Annotated in this window: 16 protein-coding genes, 1 pseudogene and 2 riboswitches; of the genes and pseudogenes, 8 read left to right on the top strand and 9 right to left on the bottom strand. The window is 41.2% G+C overall.

Annotation, left to right across the window (positions count from 1 at the left end):
* Positions 1-31 precede the first annotated feature (31 nt).
* The 4 genes from ACIQXV_RS01270 to ACIQXV_RS01255 form a co-directional block, all read right to left on the bottom strand.
* Positions 32-1,348: a purine-cytosine permease family protein gene (locus ACIQXV_RS01270; RefSeq protein WP_402954836.1), complete on the bottom strand. Its 1,317-nt coding sequence runs from the start codon at positions 1,346-1,348 to the stop codon at positions 32-34.
* Between the two features lie 17 nt (positions 1,349-1,365).
* The gene (locus ACIQXV_RS01265) at positions 1,366-2,919 is read right to left on the bottom strand and encodes a hydantoinase/oxoprolinase N-terminal domain-containing protein (protein ID WP_402954833.1); all 1,554 of its coding nucleotides are present in this window, start codon (positions 2,917-2,919) and stop codon (positions 1,366-1,368) included.
* Positions 2,903-4,009, bottom strand: coding sequence for a DUF917 domain-containing protein (locus ACIQXV_RS01260; protein WP_402954830.1), 1,107 nt, complete (start codon positions 4,007-4,009; stop codon positions 2,903-2,905). The genes ACIQXV_RS01265 and ACIQXV_RS01260 overlap by 17 nt, the downstream gene beginning before the upstream one ends.
* 227 nt (positions 4,010-4,236) lie before the next feature.
* On the bottom strand, positions 4,237-5,898 hold the full coding sequence (locus tag ACIQXV_RS01255; protein ID WP_402954827.1) for a sigma-54 interaction domain-containing protein: 1,662 nt from the start codon (positions 5,896-5,898) through the stop codon (positions 4,237-4,239).
* Positions 5,899-6,047: 149 nt separating this feature from the next.
* On the opposite strand from ACIQXV_RS01255, the gene guaD reads away from it, so the two are divergent.
* Both guaD and ACIQXV_RS01245 read left to right on the top strand, forming a co-directional pair.
* Positions 6,048-7,412, top strand: coding sequence for a guanine deaminase (gene guaD, locus ACIQXV_RS01250; RefSeq protein ID WP_402954824.1), 1,365 nt, complete (start codon positions 6,048-6,050; stop codon positions 7,410-7,412).
* A 733-nt stretch (positions 7,413-8,145) separates the two neighbouring features.
* Positions 8,146-9,117, top strand: coding sequence for an SMP-30/gluconolactonase/LRE family protein (locus ACIQXV_RS01245; RefSeq protein WP_402954821.1), 972 nt, complete (start codon positions 8,146-8,148; stop codon positions 9,115-9,117).
* 227 nt (positions 9,118-9,344) lie between these two features.
* Here ACIQXV_RS01245 and ACIQXV_RS01240 read toward each other — a convergent pair whose 3' ends face one another.
* Positions 9,345-10,610: an ATP-binding protein gene (locus ACIQXV_RS01240; protein WP_402954818.1), complete on the bottom strand. Its 1,266-nt coding sequence runs from the start codon at positions 10,608-10,610 to the stop codon at positions 9,345-9,347.
* Positions 10,611-10,871: 261 nt separating this feature from the next.
* Positions 10,872-11,072, top strand: a riboswitch (cobalamin riboswitch).
* 172 nt (positions 11,073-11,244) lie between these two features.
* Here ACIQXV_RS01240 and ACIQXV_RS01235 point away from each other — a divergent pair.
* The 3 genes from ACIQXV_RS01235 to ACIQXV_RS01225 are packed head-to-tail and all read left to right on the top strand — an operon-like array spanning position 11,245 to position 15,094.
* Positions 11,245-13,533, top strand: coding sequence for a ribonucleoside-diphosphate reductase subunit alpha (locus tag ACIQXV_RS01235; protein WP_402954815.1), 2,289 nt, complete (start codon positions 11,245-11,247; stop codon positions 13,531-13,533).
* 53 nt (positions 13,534-13,586) lie between these two features.
* Positions 13,587-14,633, top strand: coding sequence for a ribonucleotide-diphosphate reductase subunit beta (locus ACIQXV_RS01230; protein WP_402954812.1), 1,047 nt, complete (start codon positions 13,587-13,589; stop codon positions 14,631-14,633).
* The gene (locus tag ACIQXV_RS01225; protein ID WP_402954809.1) at positions 14,630-15,094 is read left to right on the top strand and encodes a flavodoxin domain-containing protein; all 465 of its coding nucleotides are present in this window, start codon (positions 14,630-14,632) and stop codon (positions 15,092-15,094) included. Before ACIQXV_RS01230 ends, ACIQXV_RS01225 begins: the two co-directional genes overlap by 4 nt.
* A 538-nt stretch (positions 15,095-15,632) precedes the next feature.
* Here ACIQXV_RS01225 and ACIQXV_RS01220 read toward each other — a convergent pair.
* Positions 15,633-16,493, bottom strand: a complete 861-nt coding sequence (locus ACIQXV_RS01220) for a GGDEF domain-containing protein (RefSeq protein WP_402954806.1) — start codon at positions 16,491-16,493, stop codon at positions 15,633-15,635.
* Positions 16,494-16,759: 266 nt separating this feature from the next.
* Here ACIQXV_RS01220 and ACIQXV_RS01215 point away from each other — a divergent pair, with 266 nt between their 5' ends.
* The gene (locus ACIQXV_RS01215) at positions 16,760-17,920 is read left to right on the top strand and encodes a M20 metallopeptidase family protein (protein ID WP_402954804.1); all 1,161 of its coding nucleotides are present in this window, start codon (positions 16,760-16,762) and stop codon (positions 17,918-17,920) included.
* A 205-nt stretch (positions 17,921-18,125) separates the two neighbouring features.
* Here ACIQXV_RS01215 and ACIQXV_RS01210 read toward each other — a convergent pair whose 3' ends face one another.
* Positions 18,126-18,245 (bottom strand): anti-repressor SinI family protein, encoded by a 120-nt coding sequence (locus ACIQXV_RS01210; protein WP_402954801.1) that lies wholly within the window; start codon positions 18,243-18,245, stop codon positions 18,126-18,128.
* A gap of 29 nt (positions 18,246-18,274) precedes the next feature.
* Positions 18,275-18,364: riboswitch (cyclic di-GMP riboswitch) on the bottom strand.
* A gap of 678 nt (positions 18,365-19,042) precedes the next feature.
* Here ACIQXV_RS01210 and tagU point away from each other — a divergent pair.
* Together tagU and ACIQXV_RS01200 are read left to right on the top strand one after the other, a co-directional pair.
* A complete protein-coding gene (gene tagU, locus ACIQXV_RS01205) occupies positions 19,043-19,966 on the top strand; it encodes a polyisoprenyl-teichoic acid--peptidoglycan teichoic acid transferase TagU (protein ID WP_402954798.1) in 924 nt (307 codons plus the stop codon).
* Between the two features lie 242 nt (positions 19,967-20,208).
* Positions 20,209-21,438: an EAL and HDOD domain-containing protein gene (locus tag ACIQXV_RS01200; protein ID WP_402954795.1), complete on the top strand. Its 1,230-nt coding sequence runs from the start codon at positions 20,209-20,211 to the stop codon at positions 21,436-21,438.
* Between the two features lie 136 nt (positions 21,439-21,574).
* Here ACIQXV_RS01200 and ACIQXV_RS01195 read toward each other — a convergent pair whose 3' ends face one another.
* Entirely contained in the window at positions 21,575-22,489 is a 915-nt protein-coding gene (locus ACIQXV_RS01195) for a DMT family transporter (RefSeq protein WP_402954792.1), read from the bottom strand.
* A 915-nt stretch (positions 22,490-23,404) separates the two neighbouring features.
* Positions 23,405-23,821, bottom strand: a pseudogene (locus ACIQXV_RS01190) (exosporium protein C); the annotation flags it as partial.
* Positions 23,822-24,022 lie beyond the last annotated feature (201 nt).

Raw genomic sequence — 24,022 nt, 5'->3', positions numbered from 1 at the left:
CAAAATACCTCCAATATTCTAATAATTTAGCTTATGCAACCTTCCGATTTACCCCATTACCGTTTTTTACAGCTCTCATAATAAGCATCCCGACGTAATAGATCATGGCACTGACGACAAGTGAGTTGATCGACGGAATACCGGCTTTGACAAAATATCCAGCAAGAAATCCGGCTGCCCAGGCAAGTAAGGTAATTGGGTTCAGTTTTTCACTATCCTCTGGCAATGCCCCCGTTTTTCGGCTTTCATCCAGGGCTTTGCGGTGCGTTTTTAATAAGAAATAATCGATCACCATAATCCCGGCAACTGGCGGAATAAAAACACCTAACAGCACAAGGAAGTCCACAAATTTATCAAGAATACCAAGAACAGAAAGCACGGTACCAATAATACCGATAACCAGGGTAACCATACCGCGGTTGAGCTTGAGTTTAAAAATAGAATCAAAAATCGTTGTAAAACCAAGGGATGACGAATATAAGTTCAAGTTATTAATTTTGATTGTCGAAAAGACTACCACAATTGCGCCGAGCCAGCCGGATGTTTGCATCATAATGCTGGCTACATCACTTGTTTTGGCAGCAAGTGCCATTAACACGGCAATCATGTTGATACAAAGCTCGCCGATAATCGTTCCAATCATCGTCATCCAAAAGACATCTTTTCCACTTTTGGCAAAACGGCTAAAGTCAGGCGTGATGACTGCACCGATGATAAATCCGCCAGCAACCATCGTCGCTGCAACACCCATCGTAAGCTTCTCACCGGCAGGGGCTGCTCCCATTAAGTCGAAAATCGAATGATCACTTAGCACTTGATAAATGCCAACACCAACAGCCAAAAGAAATGCAGGAACAGCAATCGAAGCCGTTGCGCTCAGTAATTTAAATCCAAAGATAACTAAAACCGTTACTGCTAATCCTGTAAGGGTTGCGGCAACAGGAAGACTCAAAGCACCATCTGTTGCTTGAACAAGTCCATTTGCAAAAACAGAGTTCTGCACACCAAACCAGCCGATACACGCAATTGCAATGATTGCCCCAATGATACTTGAACCATAGCGGCCAAATCCCGTCCATCGTGATAAAAGACTTGTCGAAAGACCTTCACGGGCACCAGCATAACCTAATAGAAAACTGATGACCTCCAAAATAACACTGCCGAGCATCGTTGCCCAAAAGGCCTGCCAAAAGGTCATGCCATATCCTAGTGCAGCTCCTAATAAAAATTGTGAAATTGTTGCAAGCGAACCCACCCTGACAATCGTGATGCTCCATAACGACTGCCTTTCTGATTGCGGAACCCTAGATAAAGAGAAATCATCGCCAATATTCGTTTTTTCAGCCATTTTCACACACTCCCTTTTTATAAAATTAAAGCTCCCATTGCCCTTGTCCTAACGCGAAGAATTTCCCCTCTTAAATAGGCAAATGGATATTCTTCCACATAGGAGATATGAATCGATTCCGGGCTTGCACCTTTTTTCAAAACAGCCTTTTTACAGGCTGCGACAGCTTCATCCAGAATCTCTTCTTTTGACCTGTTATGAAGCCAGTAGACTTTATCAACCACTTCACTTACTTGTGCAAAACACGCCCCGATCGCACTGCTAATCGGATAACCCGCAGGATTCATCACTTGGTTATATTGACCAAACAACTCCTGTCCGAAAAGCGGACTACCTCCCCCGACAAGAACGATTGGCAATTCTTCTTCACTCTCCTGAAGCTGATCCAGAGCTAATTTAAGCTGCCCCATCACATGACTGACCACCAATTCACAATCGTTGTTTGACAAGTCGGCCAGTCTTGCGGTATCAATTTTTTCATCATAAAAAGCTTCCGGAAAAAGTTTTAAAAAACAGTCACTCACCGTCCACGAGGACCCACCCCAAGACAAACCTTCTATCGCAATATCATTCGAATGATGTGGCAGAAAACGGACCTGGCCATCCTCGATGTTGGGGATACTTCCACCACCGAAAGGCAAAGAAATAAATTCCGGCATCGCTAGACTCGTATCAATCCCTGCTAGATTGGTAGAGGAATTGACTTCTCTCAGTTGTTCATTTCGAACCCGGCCGGCATAAATCTTACTTCCGCCAATATCCACGGCAAGCAAATCCTTATAAGAGGTTAAGATGGCTGCCCCTTTCAAACTATTAGCAACCCCCGAGAAAATCGTTAATACCGGGAAATCCATTGCCTCCTGTACCGTCATCAACGACCCGTCACTTTTGGTCAGCCAGAAGGGACAAGTAAAGGCCAAACCGGAAAAACAGCTAGATAGCTCAGCCAAAAGGCTGCGGATTAGTTTGGAAAATAAGGCATTTAAGATGGCTGCATTTTCACGTTCGATATAACCGATACTTCCAAGTCTATGTGAAACGGTAATCGCAATGTTCGGAAAGCGTTTCTTTATCGCTTTCTTCACCCAAAGCTCTTCTTCTTCATACATCGGTGAATACGTACCGACAATTGAAACTGCTTCAATTGCATGTGCTTCGATTTGCTGAAAAATGGAAAATAATTCACCGTGTATGTTCGGTTCTAATGTAGCGTGGTTATAGTGGTTGCTGCTTTTTACAAACCAAACCTTCTTAAGCGATGACCGCAATGTTTCTGGAAAAGTAATGGCCGGTTCTATTTTCGTCGGCTGCGTTCCAATCCGAATCAGCGCCGTTCTCGACATCACTCGTCCCTCAAATATTGCGTTGATTAACTCGGTTGTGCCAATAAAGATGCCCTTAACCTCCGCCGGACAAATACTTGTCCTTTCGAAGAGAGCTTGAACAGACCCTTTTACCCCAGTTAATAAATCAGGGGTTGTGATATGCTGCGACGCTTGTAAAATCCGGCCATCACTAGTGACCAAGACAGCGTGTGTTGTCGTCCCGCCGATATCAATACCAATCTTCATCTGACAGCCCTCCTAATCCCTCACCGGAAGCGTAGAAATGATTTGGAATTCCAAAGCCCTTTGGGCCGACGAGCTTGTACAATTCCTTTGTATAAAAAATACTAGAGGCGGGTATGGTGAGAACAAGTACAAACAACCCTTCGCGAATATCAGACACAGACACCGGCATCCCCGTTTCATAGTTGAGCAAGATGATTAAGTCAGGGGTTGCGGATGACCCTTTGCCAGTAACCTTAACGCTTAAGAATTCGTTTTGGAAATAAAGCTCCGCTTTTTTATCTGAAAAAGACAGCTGTCCTGCAATCTGGCATGAACCTACGAGCATCTTATCCTCAAACCATCGCTCGATCGTTCCAATACGTCCTACAAAACCCACTTGTAATTCCCCATAGATAGAATTTGAAAATATCGATTGAAGCGATGCCAGTTTCTCGTCAACAGAGCCTGATGTTAATGCCTTTCCGATATTGCATGTCAGCTTTAATGTCCCTGGAAGCATGAATGACTTCGCTTGCGAACCCGTCATTCCAAAACAGGCGATATTGCCAAATCCTTTTCGGTTGAAAATAAACGAATCGAATACCTCTGAAAATTCTTGCTGATTTCTTGCGATTAGCGTCTCTTCATTAGAATTGGCCGCCAAAGGAAACACAGAAATATTGGAGTTGTAAAACGTCGTCATTTCCAGCTTCGGAAACGCCCTTCCCATAGCGTCTCCATCAATAACCGGAAGATTTCTGTCTAAAGCAATCAGCAGTGGAATTAAGGCATTGATTCCTCCGATTTCCATCGAAATCACGGCATCCGCATTCTTTTTTGTTTCTGCTTCATACAGTTTAAGCGTCTGTGCGGGTTCCGCCCCTGTAGGCAAATCTTCGTTAAATAAAACGGTAGAGCCCACCATTGCCACTGGAACAATCCATTCATGTTCGATTTCAACAGCTGTTTTCACCACAATAAGATCCGAATCATCCATTATCGAAAGGAATAAGTACTCAACTGTTTTAGTGTCTCCACCTCCGCCGCAAGCTAGGAATTTTGCGCCTAAACTAATATAGGGGATATCCTTTTTTGTGATAATCCACCCCATTGACAACCACATCCTTCTAATATGCAAGTTCCGTGCCAACTTTTCGCATTCATAAAAAAATAGTCCATTTGCAGACTATTTTGATGTTTTGGAACAATCTTGCATTTGGTTTGTTCTTTCTCATGTTGAGAAAAAATGAGAAACAAATCCCTGTTATACGTAAAAATATAATACATTTATTTATTTTTCTCATATTTTCTCACAGTTTCTCAACTTTTCTCATTTTACTATATGTGCAACTTCTTCATTCGCCGGTATAGGGTAGCAAGGCTGACTCCCAGGACAGATGCCGCTTTTTTCTTTCCCTCTGTATGCCAACCATAACGGTCTAATAAATGGATAATTTCACTTTTCTCTAGTTTAGAAGAGGATTTTGGGGCTTCAGCAACCCGCTTTAACGTAAATTCCTCATCTTTATCAAAAACTAGTAATGGCAAGCTTTTCAGTGTAACTGTCTCGCCAATTTCTAACTCGACAAAATGGCGGACGACGTTTTGCATCTCCCGAATATTACCGGGCCATCGATAGTCTAGGAGCTTATGCAGCGCCTCTTCTGATAATCGTTTTGGAGGAAGCTTCATCGCCTTTGAGAATTCCCGCACGTAATGTTCGATTAAAATCGGCAAATCTTCCTTCCGCTCCCGAAGCGGCGGAATAAAAATCGGAATCACACTGATGCGATAATACAAATCTTCGCGAAACTTCTCTTCCTTTACGAGACTTTCCAAGTTTTGATGCGTTGCCGTAATGATCCGCACATCGATGTCAATACTTTTATTCGAACCAATTCGTTCAATGGTTTTTTCTTGAATAACGCGAAGGATTTTCGCTTGTAAATAAAGGGGCATATCCCCGATTTCATCTAAAAAAATCGTTCCCTTGTTGGCTATTTCAAAGCGCCCGGGTTTATCCTTTTCCGCACCAGTAAAGGCACCCTTTTCATAGCCAAACAACTCACTTTCAAGCAAATCCTTCGGAATCGCCGCACAATTGATCGTGACAAACGGTTTCTCCTTCCGTTCACTTTCACTATGGATCGATTGCGCAAACAATTCCTTCCCTGTTCCGCTTTCCCCCCGCAGCATGATGGTGGCATCTCCCTTGGCCACCCGCTTCGCTGCATGGATTGCTTGCTGGAGTGGTTCACTAATACCCTTTATTTCCGCAAACGTATGCAACTTTCGATGTTTCGTCTCACTCTTAGGTGTTTTTAACTTTTTGACAATAATAAGGTAAGATTCAATCTCCCTCTCATATGTAATTGGTTGAACCGTAGCTAAAATATCGCCCTCTCGATGATCGTGAAGCCTCAGCTGCATTTCTACTTTTCGTGTTGCCCCTTGAATCCTTTCCCAACTGGAGGGTGTAAGCAGCTGTGAAATCCTCTCTCCAAGTAAGATCGTTCTTCTTTTTCCTGCCATTGAAGCAAGCAGGTCATTGATTTCCTGAATCACCCCGGTTGAGCTAACAAGACACAATGGCTGGGTAAGGGTTGAAAATACTCTTTTTACTTTCATTCTTGCGAGATTATAGTCTTTATTTACTTGCTCTTTTTCAGCACTCTCCTCTGCCCACTTGCAGCCGAGGTCAGCCAGTTTTTCCAAATAATCAAGCTTGCTTGCAAACTCCTCTTCCATGTTATTTTTTGGAGATAACAGCAAAACTGCCTCCACTTTTAATCTGATTTTTATCGGAAAGTACAGTGTTGGAGTAGAACCTCGGTCTATAGGCACTGATTTCATGCCCGTTTGAAAAATCTCTCTTATCTGCTGCTGATCCACATCCGGCGCTTCAAGCAGTTCCTTTCTTGCTTTGATTTCGACCATTCCCGGGGTATCATTGAATACTTCATGATTTAAATAGGATTCATATTTTTTAGTGAAGGACATTGTCTTCCCTCCTTTTGGATTGTATAGTTAATAAATTATAAACACTGGCAAATTGATAATGCAAAGTGGAAGCAGAGAACGTTTTTTTGCATCCCCATTTTGAATCCCCTATAATTGCAAAAAAAATTTTTTTAATGAAGGTGGCTTACATGAAACAATACACAAATATTTTTCTTGGAACTGCTTTTTCAAGCAATTCACCAAAAGATGTACAAATTTTAAAGGACTATCTTTTCTGTATTAATGCAGAAGGCATGATTGAAAAAGTCGTTGCCCCGGAAGATGCCGACTACCAACCTTTATTGGATGCCTATAGTGGTGATGAAACCTTTCATCGGTTAGCTGAAGGCCAGTACTTCTTGCCTGGTTTCATCGATTTGCATGTGCATGCACCGCAATGGGCGCAAGCTGGAACGGCATTAGACATCCCGCTCTATGATTGGTTAAACACGTATACCTTCCCAATTGAGTCTAAATTTGCGGATGTAGCTTTTGCGAAAAATGTCTACCAAGATGTCGTAAGCACCCTGCTCGCAAACGGAACAACGACGGCGCTTTATTTTGCCACGGTTCATAAGGAAGCCAGTTTAGTGCTTGCCGAGATTTGTGCCGGAAAAGGGCAGCGCGGATTAGTGGGGAAAGTGGTGATGGATAACCCTGAACAAACGCCCGACTATTATCGCGACGCTGATGCACAAACGGCCATAGCGGATACCGAGGAATTTATTTTAGCAGTCAAAGAATTAGCTAAGCGGACGAAACAGGGCGTTTACCCAGTTGTGACTCCGCGCTTTATTCCCAGCTGTACCGACGAGGCGTTAAAAGGTTTAGGAGAATTAGCGGCAAAGTATGATACATATGTGCAATCACACTGCAGCGAAAGTGATTGGGAGCATGGGTACGTCCGGGAGCGTTTTCGGAAAAATGATGCGTTTGCCTTACATGATTTTGGTCTATTACGTGAAAAGTCGGTCATGGCGCATTGCAATTTCTTAGGTGATCAGGATGCGGACTTATTTACGGAAACGGGTACTGCTGTATGCCATTGTCCGATTTCCAATGCTTATTTTGCTAATAGTGTTATTCCCATTGCCCGTCTGCTTGCTAAAGGTGTAGAGATTGGGTTAGGGTCTGACATTTCCGGCGGTTTTTCACCGAGTTTGTTTGACAACGTGAGGCAAGCGGTGATGTCATCGAGGATGTTGGAGGATGGTGTGAATACTGCCCTTCCTGCTGGAGATCGCGGTGTGCCAAATTCCCGCATCACTATTAATGAAGCGTTCTATCTCGCTACTGCCGGCGGTGGCGAAAGTGTCAGCCTGCCAATCGGACGTTTAGTCCAAAACTATGCTTGGGATGTTCAAATCATTGATACGACGTTCGAAACGGCCAAATTGCCTCTCTATGATGCAAATGAGGATTTACATGATATTTTTCAAAAAATCATGTACTTGGCGCGGCCGGAAAACATTTGTGAAGTCTGGGTGCAAGGCGAAAAAGTTCATTCACGGTAATTGTTATTTGAAGGCTGTCTCCGGGCAGCCTCTTTTTTGTTTTGAAGATAGCTAGTTTTAGGTTTCGCAAATAAAGCGGGGGTTTCGCAAATAAACTCGGTCGTTTCGCAAATAAATCGGGGAGTTTCGCAAATAAACTCGTTAGTTTCGCAAATAAATTTCTTGTAAGAAGACAGAAATTGCGAATTCCGGTAAAAATAACGTTTCTAGTGGATGATTTAGTGCTATCAAACCGGCCCTGGCATTGATTCGCTGATATAATTGAATATTCGCTGATAAATCGGTCGGATTCGCTGATATATTTGATTATTCGCTGATAAATCGGTCGAATTCGCTGATATAGTTTATTTCCTAAACACCGTACCTACTTAGAAGTGCCTTTTTCACTGAATTGGAGCCCTTTTCGGCTCTCTGAATCTATTTTCGGGTTCCTATAGCCTCGATTGGAACCCTTTTTGATCCTCTAAATCTAATTCCGGGTTCCAATAGTCTTGATTGGAACCCGCAATAACATATTAACCGCCAATAGACTAATCCTATAGTTTAACAGATTATTTATTTCCCCAATAGTAGGAATATTTATCTGAATTAAATAAAAATTCAGATACTATTTAGCGTTGTTTCTGTTCTTAGGACAATGCTACAGTAAAGCTGCATACGCTTTCAGGTATCATTGTTTAATCATCTAAGATTGATTTTTATACTCAATTATCTAAAAAGGAGGATTCAAAAAATGAGAAAAAAGGGTTTCGCAGTTACCTTGTTCATTGTTCTTTCCCTTGTGGCTGTTACTGTAGTCGGTGCAAAAGCATTATACGAAACAAAACCTGTCCCCACGAAGGATAGACATTCAATTTCGGAAATTGTCCATCCTAATGCCAAATGGGAAAAAGTCACTACTGGCAGCGGCTTCATCGAGGGGATTAATTTTGATCGAAATGGCCAAATATGGATGGTCAGTCCGGCTACCGGGGAAATCATGAAGGTCGAAAACGATCAGGTTAAAATCGTTGATAAAAATACCAATAAACTTCCCGTTGGCGCAATGTTTCATAAAGATGGACGCCTCTTTATCACGGATGTTACAGGCGAACTTTATGCATACAACACCACTACAGGAGAACGCACCTTGATTGTAAATTCCTACAACGGTAAGCCGTTAAACGGCCTGAATGACCTGGTATTCGATGAATCCGGCGGACTTTATTTTACCGAGCCGATGGGGTCTAGCGCAACAAAGCCAATCGGGCGTGTCTTCTATCTGCCGCCGGGAAGTTCCGAGCCCCAGCTTTTTCAAGAAAATATTGCCTACCCAAATGGGATCGCCATCTCGGGAGACGGGCAGCGTGTCTATATCTCTGATTTTGCCACAAATCGAATTATCTCTGTTCCATCTAAAAATGCCAAAGATTCACGTGAAGTAGCGTTTGTTTTCGGGCAATTTGAGGGTGGAATCGGCCCAGATGGACTTGCAGTTGATAGCGAAGGCAATCTATATCTTGCCCATTTTCAAGCGGGAGAAATTGCCGTTCTTGATGCCAGCGGATTTAAATATGGCACTATCCGCTTACCTGAAGATGCAGGTACCTTTACCACTAACCTGGCTTTTCATGATGGCTACCTATATGTAACCGAGTCATCTAAAAACGTGGTTTGGCGTATTAAGGTGAAAAAGGAAGGATTGCAGCCTTTCGGATTACAGTAGATCATCATATGATCCTCTATAAATCTCTCGGTTTTTCTTGGGCTGTCATTAGGACAGCCTCTTTTTTGATTTATATTTAGCCATGGTAATGTAGTACGTACCAAAAAGGATGCCTTTCGAATGTGTTTCCAGTACCGGACATGTAATAATGAATCTTCTATACCAACCTGGGGGCGAAAGCGTCTCTTAAAAAAAGAAAAACCACAGTACAACGTGGTTTTTTTACCTCATTCTTCGACCGCATCGGGGTGTGACCAGCGCGGAAATCGAATCATAAAAGTAGTCCCCTGTCCGACATGGCTTTCTACCGATATCGTCCCTTTCATTGCTTGAATAAGTTGAAACGAGATTGTTAGACCCACACCTGTTCCTTTTTCCTTTGTCGTATAAAAAGGCGTCCCTAATTTGGCAAGCTGGTCTTTTGTCATTCCCTTGCCGCTATCAATGATGTTAATCATGATTTCGTCATCCTTCTCCATCGCCTGAACATGGAGATCGCCACCAGTCCTCATCGCTTCAATGCCATTTTTCATAATATTGACTAAAACCTGCTTCATTTCACTTTTATTACCTTTCATATAAAGGGAATCTTGAATATTCATGTGAATGGAAATGTTTTGGATATTTGAATAAGAGGTCATGAGTGCGACTGTCTTTTTAACCTCGTCCGAAACATTGACAATTGTCAAACCTTCCGTATTCGGTTTTGCCAAGGAAAGATAATCATTAATAATCGATTGCGCATGGTCAAGTTCTGCTAAAGCAATCTCAATATAATGCCTCTGGGCACTTTTTAAATTATCGTCATCATCCATTAACTGTAAAAAGCCGCGAACAGATGTTAACGGATTTCTGACTTCATGGGCAACTGAAGCGGCAAGCTGACTAATCACATTAAGACGTTCATCCTTTTGCAATTTTTCACGCATTTCCATTTGCTGATTGACATTTTCCATGACAAATACAACCATCACTAAGCAAATCCAAGTGATGAAATAAAACACCACCATAAAAGGAATTTGCTCTATTTGATTTTTTGTAAATAGCGTGAGGATCACGATAATCGTGTTAACCCAAAACACAAAACTAACAAACATCAGCTTATTTTTCTTTTTAAATGATTCATATTGATTGCGCATTAAAATGAAAACTGCACAAGTGAGTGAGTAATTGACTAGAACGACATAAAAGCCATCCCCGCCAATGATAAACCGGTACCCTAACAGAACCACCGCTGTGAATAAACCTGGAATAGTCCCGCCATACACAAAGGCGATAATAAAGGGCACAATTCTAAAATCATACACATACTCCTCGGAAAATTTTACAGGAAATGACATCGTTAGAATGAGGATGAGAATTAAAATAATGGTCAGTTTTGAAAAGGGCTTTCTACGCTCGAATTCCTTTTCATTAAAAAATAAATGGTAAACAAAAATAGGTAAGAGGACAATCACTACTTGATATAAACCCACTTCAACACCAATATTCATTGAAAATCTCCTTACCTTCATAATCAAGACAAAAACTATTTATTTTTTACCAAAACCATTACAGAGGGAACATTACAGGTAATTTATACTATTATTATATTAATTTTTATGAATCGTGTAAATTTTTTTAAAAAGGGCGCAATGGCCTAGATTTTGTTTCCCTTTCCGAAAATACTTGAAATACGAAACTATTTATACTATGATTGATTTTAGTTTCTTAACTACATATTGTTATGTTTTTAGAAAATACAACTATATATTGTATTTACCTTAGGTAAAGATGCCGCTAGCGGCTTAATAGGGAATCCGGTGTGAATCCGGAGCTGCCCCCGCAACTGTAATTGCTGACGAAATGAGCAAACCACTGTATGAGAAAGTTTATGAAAATAGACGCTGATATGGGAAGGGCTCAGGAGTAGAATGAAGCATAAGTCAGGAGACCTGTCTTTCTTAAGTAGTTTCACTTCTTCGGGGATTGAGAAGATGAACGGTGGCAGCAAAAGGCAGGAAATCTACTTTTTCCTTTTGTGTAGTGATCCGTTTCATCCACTCGGAGATCCCGAGCGGATTTTTTGTCGTTTCGGGGGTTGATTGTGACACAAAACACTATTGTTTTTCCAGGAGGAATGAAACCATGACTACAAAAATAAAAGATGAATTTCATCTGCTAGTAACTTCTATCAAACAAGCGGCGGAGAAATATCAGTTGGATACAACGATGCTGGAAAAGCAAATCAGAGAATTGGCTGCAACAGGGGCAGCGGCCAACCGGCAAGCGCTGCTCTATGCCGTCAATCAGATTGCGATGGATCAGCCCGATTGGACCTTTGTCGCCGCCCGATTATATTTGAATGAATTATATCAGGAAGCGGCAAAGAACCGGGGATATGACCGCCAAGCAACGTACGGTGATTTTTTCCAGCTAATCAACCAATTAACGGAAATCGGCATTTATTCGAACAATCTACTAAACAGCTATTCGAAAAACGAAATCGATGAATTAGCTAAAGAGATCGACCCGGAGCGAGATACCCTTTTTACATACATCGGGTTATTTTTACTGGCAGACCGCTATCTGGCGCAAGATCATGAGCGAAATGTATATGAACTGCCGCAAGAGCGCTTTATGATCATCGCGATGACGATCATGCAGAATGAGCATCCCTCGAAACGCCTACAGCTTGTGAAAGAAGCCTATTGGGCATTAAGTCATCTCTACATGACCGTTGCGACACCGACATTAGCGAATGCTGGAAAAAGCTTTGGCCAGCTCTCCTCGTGTTTTATTGATACCGTTGACGATTCCCTCGACGGCATTTATTTAAATAATTGGGATATCGCCAGGTTGAGTAAAGATGGCGGCGGTATTGGACTCTATTATGGAAAAGTCCGCGCCCTTGGCTCCGATATTAAAAAATTCAAAGGGAACTCTTCGGGGATTGTGCCGTGGATTAAGCTCGTCAATGGTACTGCCGTCAGCGTCGACCAGTTAGGGCAGCGGCAAGGCGCCATTGCCGTGTACTTAGATGTGTTCCATAAAGATATCATGAACGGCTTTCTCGTTTTGAAAACAAATAATGGCGATGAACGCCGCAAAGCCCATGATATTTTTACCGGGGTGGCTATACCCGATCTTTTTATGAAAAAACTTCAAGAAACAGACGAGAAAGGAAGAAGTATCGGTGAGTGGCATACCTTTTGCCCCCATCAAGTGAAGCAATATATGGGCTGGAGAGATGAAAACGGGACCCCACTTGGACTCGAGGATTTTTATGATGAAACCGACAGGCACTTTTTTTCTGAAAAATACGAGGAAGCCGCGGCCCATCCGTTGCTGCCGCGGAAATCGTACCGGGCGATGGATATCATGGCGCGGATTATGGTGTCCCAGTTGGAAACGGGGACCCCGTATATGTTCTATCGGGATGAAGTGAACCGGCAAAATCCCAATAAGCATCTTATTGGAGCGGGGCGCACCTCGATTTATTGCAGCAACTTATGCACGGAAATCGCGCAAAATATGTCAGCGACAACGATTGTCAACGAATACCAGGATGAAGATGGGAACATCGTCATCGTTCGGAAGCCCGGTGATTTCGTGGTTTGTAACTTGTCTTCTATTAATCTCGCAAAAGCGGTGCCGGCTGGGGTGCTAGAGCGATTGATTTGCATTCAAGTAAGAATGTTGGATAACGTGATTGACTTAAATACCATTTCGGTTGGACAGGCTCAGATTACCAATCAAAAATTCAGGGCCATTGGACTTGGAACGTTCGGCTGGCACCATCTGCTTGCCCTTAGAAGCATTCACTGGGAGTCAGGGGCCGCAGTCGAATTGGCCGATCACCTGTATGAGGACATTGCTTACTATACGATTCGGACTTCCAAGGAGCTGGCCATCGAAAAAGGGACGTATCGGGAGTTTCAAGGATCTGAGTGGCAAACAGGGGCGTATTTTTCGCGAAAAAATTATCGTTCTAATCGGTGGCTCGATTTAGCAACGGAGATTGCGGAAAATGGAATCCGTAACGGCTGGCTAATGGCCGTTGCACCAAACTCCTCAACGGCGAAAATCGGCGGCTCCACAGATGGGATTGATCCGATCTATTCGGTTGAGTATGCCGAGGAGAAGAAAAATTTTAAATTCAAGGTAACTGCCCCGGACTTGAATCATCGAACATATACCTATTACCGCCGGGCAAGACATGAACTAGATCAAGTATGGAGCATTAAACAAAACGCAGCCCGCCAGCGTCACATCGACCAAGGGATTAGCTTCAACCTGTATGTTCGTCATGATATCAAAGCCAAGGATTTACTTAACCTGCATATGGAAGCGTGGCAGCATGGGCTAAAAACGACGTACTACGTCAGAAGTACATCGCAGGCAGAAATAGCCGAATGTGAGGCATGTCAAAGTTAGCATTGGTTTTGTTTTTTAATAAATTTAGCAAAATACGCAGGAGGTTTCTATTAATGGATATTCATGCTCCCTTATCAAAAATAAAATTGCTAAACCCGGAGTTTCCTAATAAATCAACAGGGATCATTAACGGCGAGTCATCCGGCCTGCTGAACTGGAATGATATCGCCTACCCGCAAATGTACGATTTGTATCAAACTTTATTAGGAAACTTTTGGAAGGCGCAAGAAATTAATATGCAGGATGATATTAAACAATGGGACCTGCTCAGCGCGACGGAGAAAGATGTTTTTTTACGGATCAATACCCAGCTTGCCTCGCTTGATAGCCTGCAAACACCGACGATGACGCAAGTGATGGATTATGTGACGGATTCCAGCTTTAAGGCGATTTTTGCTGTCATTGCTCAGCAGGAAGCGGTTCATAATGAATCCTATTCATATATTCTGAGCTCACTTGTTCCTTTGAGCGAACAGAATGCCCGGTTCAATCAAGCGAAAAGTGACCCAATCGTACAGGAGCGAAACCATCTGATTTTGCAGGCATATGAAAGCTTTCGCCAGAACCCCACACCACAGCATTTATTCCAATTAGCGGTGAACTCGATTAATCTCGAGGGGATCTATTTTTATGCAGGATTCGCTTTCTTCTATCATCTTGCCGGTCAGCAAAAAATGCTTAAGACAAGCACAATGATCAGCTATATCCAACGGGATGAAATGCAGCACGCCTACTTCATCTCCCAGTTTATCCGGATTCTGTTAACAGAACATCCTGAATTGAATCATCGGGAAAATATCGACTATGTCTATCGGGCGATTGGAAAAGCTGTCGAGTTGGAAAAGAAGTGGGCTCATTTCATTTTGCGGGATATAAACGGAATTGATTTGGACGAGTACGATGGATATACAGAGTATCTTGCAAATAAACGCTTGCGCCAGCTTGGTTTAGCGAATCTATATGAAGAGCGAACCAATCCAATGCCCTGGATTCATGTGTTCAGCGATGAAATGATGAACGGGACCAAATCGGATTTCTTTGAACAAAAGTCGCGAACCTATGCGAAGGTGTCGCAATCGAATAGTTTTGATGAACTATGAATATTGCCATCGTGTATACCTCTAAAACAGGGCATACGGAAGAACTAGTCCATTGCATAAGGGATTTATTTTTTGAGAATGAAATAAAGGTACATCTATTTCGGGTTGAACAGTTTCCTTTGCGGGATTTATCGGCATTTGATGGGGTCATCATTGGAACTTATACATGGGGAGATGGAGATATTCCGGGTGAAATGCTCGCGCTATATCACGCTTTTGAAGCGGCGGATGTCAAGCATGTTGTGACAGGTGTAATCGGCACAGGCGATAGCTTTTATCCCCACTTTTGCGGCGCAGTTGATGCCTTTCGCGACATGCTCTATGTTCACAGTCGTTTGGAGGTCACACTGAAGGTCGAGGTTGCGCTGCAAGCAACAGATTTTGCTCGCTGCCGGAAATTCGTGGGGGTATTTTGGAATAAACTTGATAATGGTGTCAGGCACCATTTGGAATTAATTTGAAACTGGTACCTGACACCAAAATTCAGTGGTAAGGATCTAACAAAAGTTCGTTTTAGGAGGAAAGTGTGAATGAATGGATTCATTAAGGGGGCATTGGATTCATTTCTGGTAAAAATCCCGAATGAAATGCATCCATTGAGAGGTATTGGATTCATTTCTGGCAAATTTTCCAGAGAAATGAATTCATCAAGCTAATGAAGACCAAAACCCTACTCCAAAGCCCGCAAAATGGTCTTCATAAAGCCAATGAAGACCAAAACCCTGCTCCAAAGCTAGCAAAATGGTCTTCATCAAGCCAATGAAGACCAAAACCCTGCTCCAAAGCCTGCAAAATAGTCTTCATCAAGCCGTTAAAGACGTTTAAGTCGTAATCCGCACATATTGGAGCTCATCCCTGATAGGATATCCTCACTCAAAGTTTTTCAACAAGGAACCTTGATTAACATGTCCTTCAAGACCCGCACCGGAGGCAATGACCCTAAAAGTGAAGAAGAGCCAACATGCATGTTGGCTCTTCAAAAAATGACTATGGTTTAGTTCAGGCACCGACTGCATTTTTTCCAGTGGATTTAACATGATACATGGCGGTATCCGCACTTTTTAATAGGGATGAAGGGGTATCGCCAGGTTTAGCTAAGGCGATGCCAATGCTGGCCGAGATCTTCAAATCATGTACATTCATTTGTAGCTTCTTCAAGATCTCCGTCGCGATGTCAATGGATGTTTCTTGATCTGCCCCCACTAACAAGACAATAAATTCATCGCCCCCAAGGCGGCCTACAAACATAGAATCATTGCAGCAGTGTTTTAACCGATTCGCTACTTCTATTAATATATGATCGCCCTCTTCGTGACCATAGGTATCATTTACTTTTTTAAATCCGTCTAAATCAACAAACAACAGGGAAACCGGTTGACTTCCATGCAAATTTTTGGATAATTTTTCCATGAAATAATGGCGGTTTGGGAGGCTTGTTAGAGAATCATATAAGGCTAAATGCTTTAATTTTTGATTCAAGCTATGTAGCTGCATTTGTTTTTCGGTTAGTTTTTCCGACAATAATCCAACACCAATTGCACACAAAAATGTGACGATAGCCACACCCACATGGAGTGATAATTCCTGGTTGACTAATTCCGCCATTAGCAGGTATTTTTCATAAGTAAACCAAAACAGATGATAGATGTTAACCGTCAATGCCGCAAAAAGCCCGCCGACAAACCCTAAATAATAGGAAAAAATAAAGCATGGGATCAGCAATAAAAACCAAACCATATCATCAATATAAAACATATCCAATCTAGCTAAAAAACCCGGGATCACCGTCAATACCATGCAAAGAACTAAGATTATTTTAGGCATTTTCCGAAATGTTTCCAACTTAACACTTAACGACATGATCTTCTTTCCCCTTCGATTCTGTAATATCTTTGATAGTATCATATTTTGTTGAAAGTTGGACTATAAACAAATAAATGACATTAATTACAAAACGTGATAATGGCAAAATCCTGTTTTCCTATTGGTAAATGAATCTGTTCAATGGGCGCATGACACTATTCACTGGTTCCTTTCTGGTTGCATTCCACGTGAATATATATTAAGATAATCGTATAATTATCCACGTTTATTTTTAGAAAAATAACCACCACGGAGGAGCAACCATGTTACAGACAAAATTAGTAGATTCAGAGCTAATTGATTGGACGATTCAGCAGCGCCGGCATTTTCATATGCACCCGGAGTTATCAGGACAAGAATATAAGACAGAAGCCTATGTAAAAGAGAAATTAACGGAATTTGGTATTCCGACAGATTCGCGGTTTTCAGCACCCAATGTGATTGCTTTTTTTAAAGGAACAGAAGGAAAAAAGACAATTGCGCTAAGGGCCGATATGGATGCCCTGCCGCTTCATGAAGAAGGAGAAAACAAGCCGTATATTTCAACGGTCCCCGGCGTTATGCACGGCTGCGGCCATGATGGTCATACTGCTACATTGCTCGCGGCTGCAAAATGGATGAGCGAAAATCCACATCTTGTAAAAAACAATATTGTCTTAATTTTTCAAAGCTCTGAGGAAGCCTCGCCAAGCGGCGCACAACAGCTTGTAAAAGAAGGGATTTTAGACGGAGTCGATGCTATCTACGGCATTCATTATATCTCTGGAATGCCGCTTGGAGAAATTGGCTTTGCCACCGGCTATGCCATGGCCTCGAGCGACGACTTTGACATCACAATTGAAGGAACAGGAGGTCATGGCGGCTATCCACATGAAACGGTGGACCCGATCTACATCGCGACCCACCTTATTCAGGCGTTTCAATCGATTGTCAGCAGGAACTTAAACCCGCTGCATGCAGGCGTCATTTCGTTTGGCGGGATGCAAGCAGGCAATTCCTATAATGTTATTCCTGAAAAAGTTACACTGCAAGGAACGATTCGAGCGTTGACGTTTGAAGGAGCCGAACTGATGCACAAAAAAACAGCACAGCTAACGGAAGCTATTTGCGCAAGCTTTGGCGCAAAGGGGCACTACCACTTTATCGAGGGAACGCCGCCATTGTACAATCACCCGGAGGCATGCGAAGTTGCGAAGGGAATTATCAAAAAATCCTTTGGCGAAAATGTCTTCGTGGAAAAGGAACCAGTAATGGGCGCTGAAGATTTCTCCTATTATTTAAAGGAAAAAACCGGAGCCTTCATCAACGTCGGAATGAAAAGTGAAAATAGTCAATATCCGCACCACCATCCAAAATTTGACATCGACGAAGCCGCCATCCCCGCTGGGATCGAGCTGATGATTCAATTGGCTTTGAATGCCTAAATCAACTATAAATATAGTAGAAAGAATGGAGCTTCGTTTGGTGTTTAAAACGGCATAGATGACAAAGGAAATCCATTCGCAAAGCCAAAATATTGGATTGCAATTTGGCAAGGAGAAAAAAAGCATTCCGCAAAAAGATAATTTTTGCAGAATGCTTTAAATTTTTTGTATGTATGCTAGTTATTCACAGGTATTTTACTTGTAGCTAATCTTGATGTAAGAACGCCTGAACGGTTTCAATTGATAATCCCAATTCTTTTGCCTCTAAAATGAGTTCCAGCCATTCCTTGTCGATGTCCGTAACTTCTCGGTCTGTCATTAACATCCTTATCACCCCTAAAATACACACGTATTCCAGGTAACCCGGCCATCATAGCATGTAGCACCTGCCTTAGACCCTCGGCTTTGCGTCCCCTTTTTTCAAAGGGTTTGCCTTTTTCTGTTTCAAATCCCATTGAAACAATACAATTTTACCATTTCCACTAAACATTCATAGGTTTATATACTTAATTCAAAGATGATATCTTTATTATATCTAGTCCTATTTTATTAAATTGTTGTATTTTGTCGTTTTACTAAAAGGTTTCCTATTTAATTTATTACAAATTCCTACAAAATATTTACAAAATCCGCTTAATTCCCCATGTATTAATCTAGCAAATATAATTTGTTCTCCCTCCTTTTTAAATCGTTAGAATCCGTTTGATAGTAAGCAATTTATCTTCTTATGTAGCCAGAACGATTCGGAGTAGTCGTTCTTTATAATGAACCACTAAGTTGAGTATATGCTAAAATAGTAAACTTGAAAAACCCAACAAACAGGTCTTTTCACCTAAATAACGACAATTATCGTTCTTTTTATCGTTAAATCTCGTGTTTCCTTACTTTTTTTGCATTCAATAAAGAACGCTCTGTTCATTATAATGTATTAGCATGTTTTTCAACCAAATCCATTTCTTCTGTTCTTAAAAGAGAGTAAATAAAAAAAACGGCACAAGCCAAATATAGTTGAGTGTCAATCAAAAGGGAAAATCTCACATTTTTTATATTCACCCCACGAATTTTTTGCTATTCTATATGATAGATGTAAAAAAATTGTATATTTTTTGGAGGATCTGCCGAATGAGGACTACTAAAAAGAAAAGAAAGTGGCTTAAAGTAACTGGAATTATCCTTTTAGTTTTGTTAGTTGCTGGTGGCGCTTATGCTTTTACAGTATATAAATCTTTTAAAAATGCTGTCGAAACAATGCACCAGCCAATTGAACGGAAACAATCGGAAAAACGTCAAGAACCAGTAACGTTCAAAAACAAAGACCCATTTTCCGTATTAATGTTAGGTGTGGATGAACGTAAAGGGGACAAAGGTCGTTCTGATACAATTATCGTATTGGCCGTAAATCCAAATAATAATTCAGTAAAAATGCTGAGTATTCCGCGTGACACCCGTACTGAAATAATAGGAAAAGGGAAAGAAGATAAGATTAACCATGCCTATGCATTTGGTGGAATCCCAATGTCAATGGATACAGTTGAGAATTTCCTTGATATTCCAATCGATTATTATATGCAGGTAAACATGGAAGGATTTAAGGATATCGTTGATGCTGTTGGCGGAATTACAGTCCAGAATGATTTAGACTTTACGCAAGATGGATTCCATTTTACAAAGGGAGCATTGAATCTGTCTGGTGAAAAAGCTTTAAGCTATACTAGAATGCGTTACGAAGACCCAAGGGGTGACTTTGGCCGTCAAACAAGGCAGCGCCAAATCATTCAGGGAGTCATTCAGGAAGGAGCAAGTGTATCAAGTTTGACTAATTTCTCTGATATTTTCGCCGCCCTTGGCAAAAATGTAAGGACCAACCTAACTTTTGATCAACTCATGGACATTCAAAAAAATTATAAAGAGGCCGGAAAAAACATTCAGCAAATGGAGATAAAAGAACAAGGAACAATGATCAATAAAATTTATTATGGATTGGTTTCACCTGAAGAAAAACAAAGGGTTCAAACTGAATTAAAGACACAATTAGAATTAAATTAAAGTGTCGAAAGCTGAATGGATAATCCCATTCAGTTTTTTTTTTAAGAGAAAAAAATGAAAACTCCTTTTCGTTATTAACTTTCTTGGAAAAATTTCAATAATTACCAATAATCTTGAAAATTCAGTTGAGCAATATTTCGTTTTACGATATATTTAATTTATAATATCCAAATATAACAAAAAATTCGACAGATAAATTAGGATCATTTTCGCGCAATTTTGCTAATTTGAGGGGGATTAGAATGGAGGCTTTTGTCGCCAGGCAGCCAATATTCACGAAAAGGAAAGAAATTTTTGCCTATGAGTTGCTCTACCGGAATAATCAAGAGAACAAGTTTCCTGAAATTAACGGAGATATGGCTACGACAGATGTTATTATTAATAGTTTTATTAATATTGGAATGAATGAACTTTCAAGTGGGAAACCTTGTTTTATTAATTTTACAGAAAAACTACTTCAATTAAGGCTTCCGACTTATTTCCAACCGAACGAAATAGTAGTAGAAATATTAGAAACTGTTGAAATAAGTCAGGAACTATTGGATATTTGCAATGAACTTAAGTGTAAGGGTTATCAAATTGCGCTCGATGATTTTGTTTTTAATAGGGATAATCCCCATTCTTACTCCCTAATGGAATATGCAGATATTATTAAGGTGGATTTCAGAGAGACAACAGAGCAAATGAGGCACACAATTGAGGAAATTTCCCTAAAATATAATATAAAACTGCTGGCCGAAAAGATTGAAACCTCAGAAGAGTTTGACTCCGCTGTAAAAATAGGCTATGAATATTTTCAGGGTTACTTTTTTTCCAGGCCTATCATTCTTTCCACTCGGGATGTTCCTGAGTATTTTCAAAATTATTTTGCCATTATCAATCATTTATCTATAAGTGAACCTGATCTCGATTACATAACCCAGTTAATTGAACAAGATTTATCATTATCATATAAGCTTCTTAAACTGATTAATTCCCCAGCATTTCGCCCAAAGAGTAAAATAAACTCAATTAGACAGGCACTTATCCGTCTTGGGTTAAATGAACTTAAAAAATGGCTCTATATTCTTGCAATCAGAGGAAATATCACTGGAAAGAGTGAATGGTCTAGAGAAATATTTAACAATAGCCTGACTAGAGCAAAAATGTGTGAGCTTATTGCCTTACATAAAAATTTGCGCAAGGAATCATCATCGTATTTCTTAACCGGAATGTTTTCCCTTATGGATGTATTGTTAGGAATGGAGATGGATGAGGTATTAAGGGTAATGCCGCTTCAAGAAAACATCTGCGAAGCACTAAAAGGGAATTCTAATCAGTTAAAAGATTCATTGGATTTAGGCATCTCCATTGAAAAAGGAAATTGGAATGATGTTAGTTCTTGTTGTGAGAAATTGCAAATTGAGGATGAAATTGCCCTTCAATGCTATAATGAAGCATTTAAATGGACGAGCAATTTGATGAAAGATTAAGGAGCAAGGGGGCGGTTCTTCTGCTTCAATTTCCAAAAAACAAGAAAAACCAAGAGAATATCCCTCGGTTCTATTTGGATTAACACTATTAAGTTACCATTTTGATGCTATCTGCGAACAATACTATGAAACCAAATTAGGTTATTTCCGCCTTATGCTGTTTCTTCGCGGGGGAGTGCTGCTTTGATCCTAGTAAATTGACAACAATGACACCAGCAATGGCGATAGCACCGCCGTTTATTGAAAGAATAGTAGGCCATTCATTAAGCCAGACCCCAGCAACAAGGATGGCAAATACCGGTTCAATATACAACATGCTCGTAACGGCGCTGGCCTTTCCGGTGGAGAGTGCCATGGCCCATGTGACATAGCCGATGGCCGTTGGAAAAATACCAATATAGAGTGCAGATAAATTCGCTTCCATTGTTGCATGTTGAATATCATGAAACAATCCGGGGGAAAAAATAAAAAATGGTAACGTTCCGGCCCATGTGAAATAAGCGGTTAATTCAATCGATGTATAGCGGCTCAAAAGCGGTTTTTGATAAGCAAACAACACCGACGTGGCAACAGCGGACATGAGCACTAAAAAAGCGCCTTTCGATAGTTGAAAGGACGATCCAGCTGTTCCTAATGTAATAATTCCGATACCAATAAAACCTAACGCTAATCCGATCCAGCCAAACATGCCCATGCGCTCTTTTAAAATAAATACGGAAATAAGTGCGGCAAAAATAGGTGTAGATGAGACTAACATAGCTGCAGTCGCTGCTGACACGGTTTGTTCACCGAACGTAACCCCAATATGATAAATACTGATGCCGACCCAGCCAAGAACGGAAATTCTAAGCAAATCCTCTTTTTTCGGCAGCCGAAATTTAACACCAGGCCACAATGCAAAAATAACGAAAATAGCCGATGCGATCAGGTAACGGCTGAGAATTAAGTGACCAGCGGAATAGCCCCCATGTAACCCTACGCGAATTGCGGCAAAACTCGATCCCCAAATGATAACAGTGATGGATGCCAAAATAAAAGCCTTGGTGTTCAATTCTTCCCACTCCTATCAAATATATAGCGCAATAAGATTATCACGGAACCCGTAATATTGCAATAACTTGAATTGTATGGATTGGATTTCCTAAATGCTTTTTGGGGGAATCCCCCTTCTCCCCATTGAGATCGTTTACAAAAAAAATCATAACATCATTAACAAGCAGGCATAAGCCTTTTTGTTAATGGCAGAAGCCGAACAGGATATAATGCCAGTATTACGTAGATAACACTAAGGCACAACCAGCTCAATTTCGCTAGTTGTGCTTTTATTTGCTTACGCTACTACGAACCCGTTACCAGCATAATATCCTTTAGTTGATTCACGCTAATCATACACAATCGGAACAGTTGTAGCATAGGTTTTGTACGTTTCCGCTTGAGCATATGTACCTAATCCAACAGCAACTACAGCAATAGCTGAACTTCCATGCTCTAAAAGGCAGAATGCTATTATATTAGTATTCTGCCTCCTTGGTAGTTCCCATCTTTCTAGCTAGTAGCTAACTTCTCACTAGAACCTTCTGAAAAAATCATCAAAGGGACTTCTCGGCCTTCGATCTTGTTCACGGTTCTTGTTGCGACTCGTGGTTCGATCACGGTCCCGATCCCGATCCCGATGACGACTTGTTGTACGATCCATGTCTCGGTCTCGATCACGACTCGTGATTCGACGATGACTCGTGACACGATCCATGTCCCGGTCTCGATCACGACTCGTGACACGACGATGACTCGTGACACGATCCATGTCCCGGTCTCGATCACGACTCGTGACACGACGACGACTCGTGACACGATCCATGTCCCGGTCTCGATCACGACTCGTGACACGATCCATGTCTTGGTCTCGATCTTGACTCGTGACACGATCCATATCTCGATCACTATCACGATCTTCGTCAGTTGGAGCTATAGCTAAACCACTAAAAGAAATTGGTCCTACAACAGCCGCTTCTGTACCATCCGTAATATTTTCAGCAGTCACTTGATACGTGTGCGTTCCTGCTCCCACATTCGTATCTATACCTTGTACTGTCACAACATAGTTTACCTCTGATGTAGGATCTGATTCTACTCCCTCTTGGGCCCTAAAAATCTCCCTTCCATCACGGAAAATCTTAAATAAAATTTGAGATGTACCCGTGACCCCACGCACTCCCACAGTTGCAATTAATTCCACATGATTATTTTTAGCATTCCTTCGAGGAATAGTTATTCGAATTGTTGCTAATACAACTTTTCTCGGTGAATGAGGAATAAGAATTGGTCTAATTTGACCAACCCTACTAACAGGCTCTGTTGCTTGATAATCAATAATACGAACCATTTAATCACCTCCTTAACGTAATACACTAAAGTATGTAATTAAGAAGCAATGGCTTGGACAAATATTTAATAAAAATGGTTAAGTGAAAAAAATTCAAAAAATATTGGTGCAAATTTTCTAGATTAATAAGGTTGGACTAGTGGGTGCTATTGGATTCCGTTTTTTTTGATCGAAAAGGAGTTGCAGCGTGGACTTATTGTG

It is taken from the genome of Neobacillus sp. NPDC097160 (assembly GCF_044762155.1).
In the GTDB taxonomy this organism is placed as follows: domain Bacteria; phylum Bacillota; class Bacilli; order Bacillales; family Cytobacillaceae; genus Neobacillus.
This window is presented reverse-complemented; position numbering and strand designations above follow the sequence as displayed.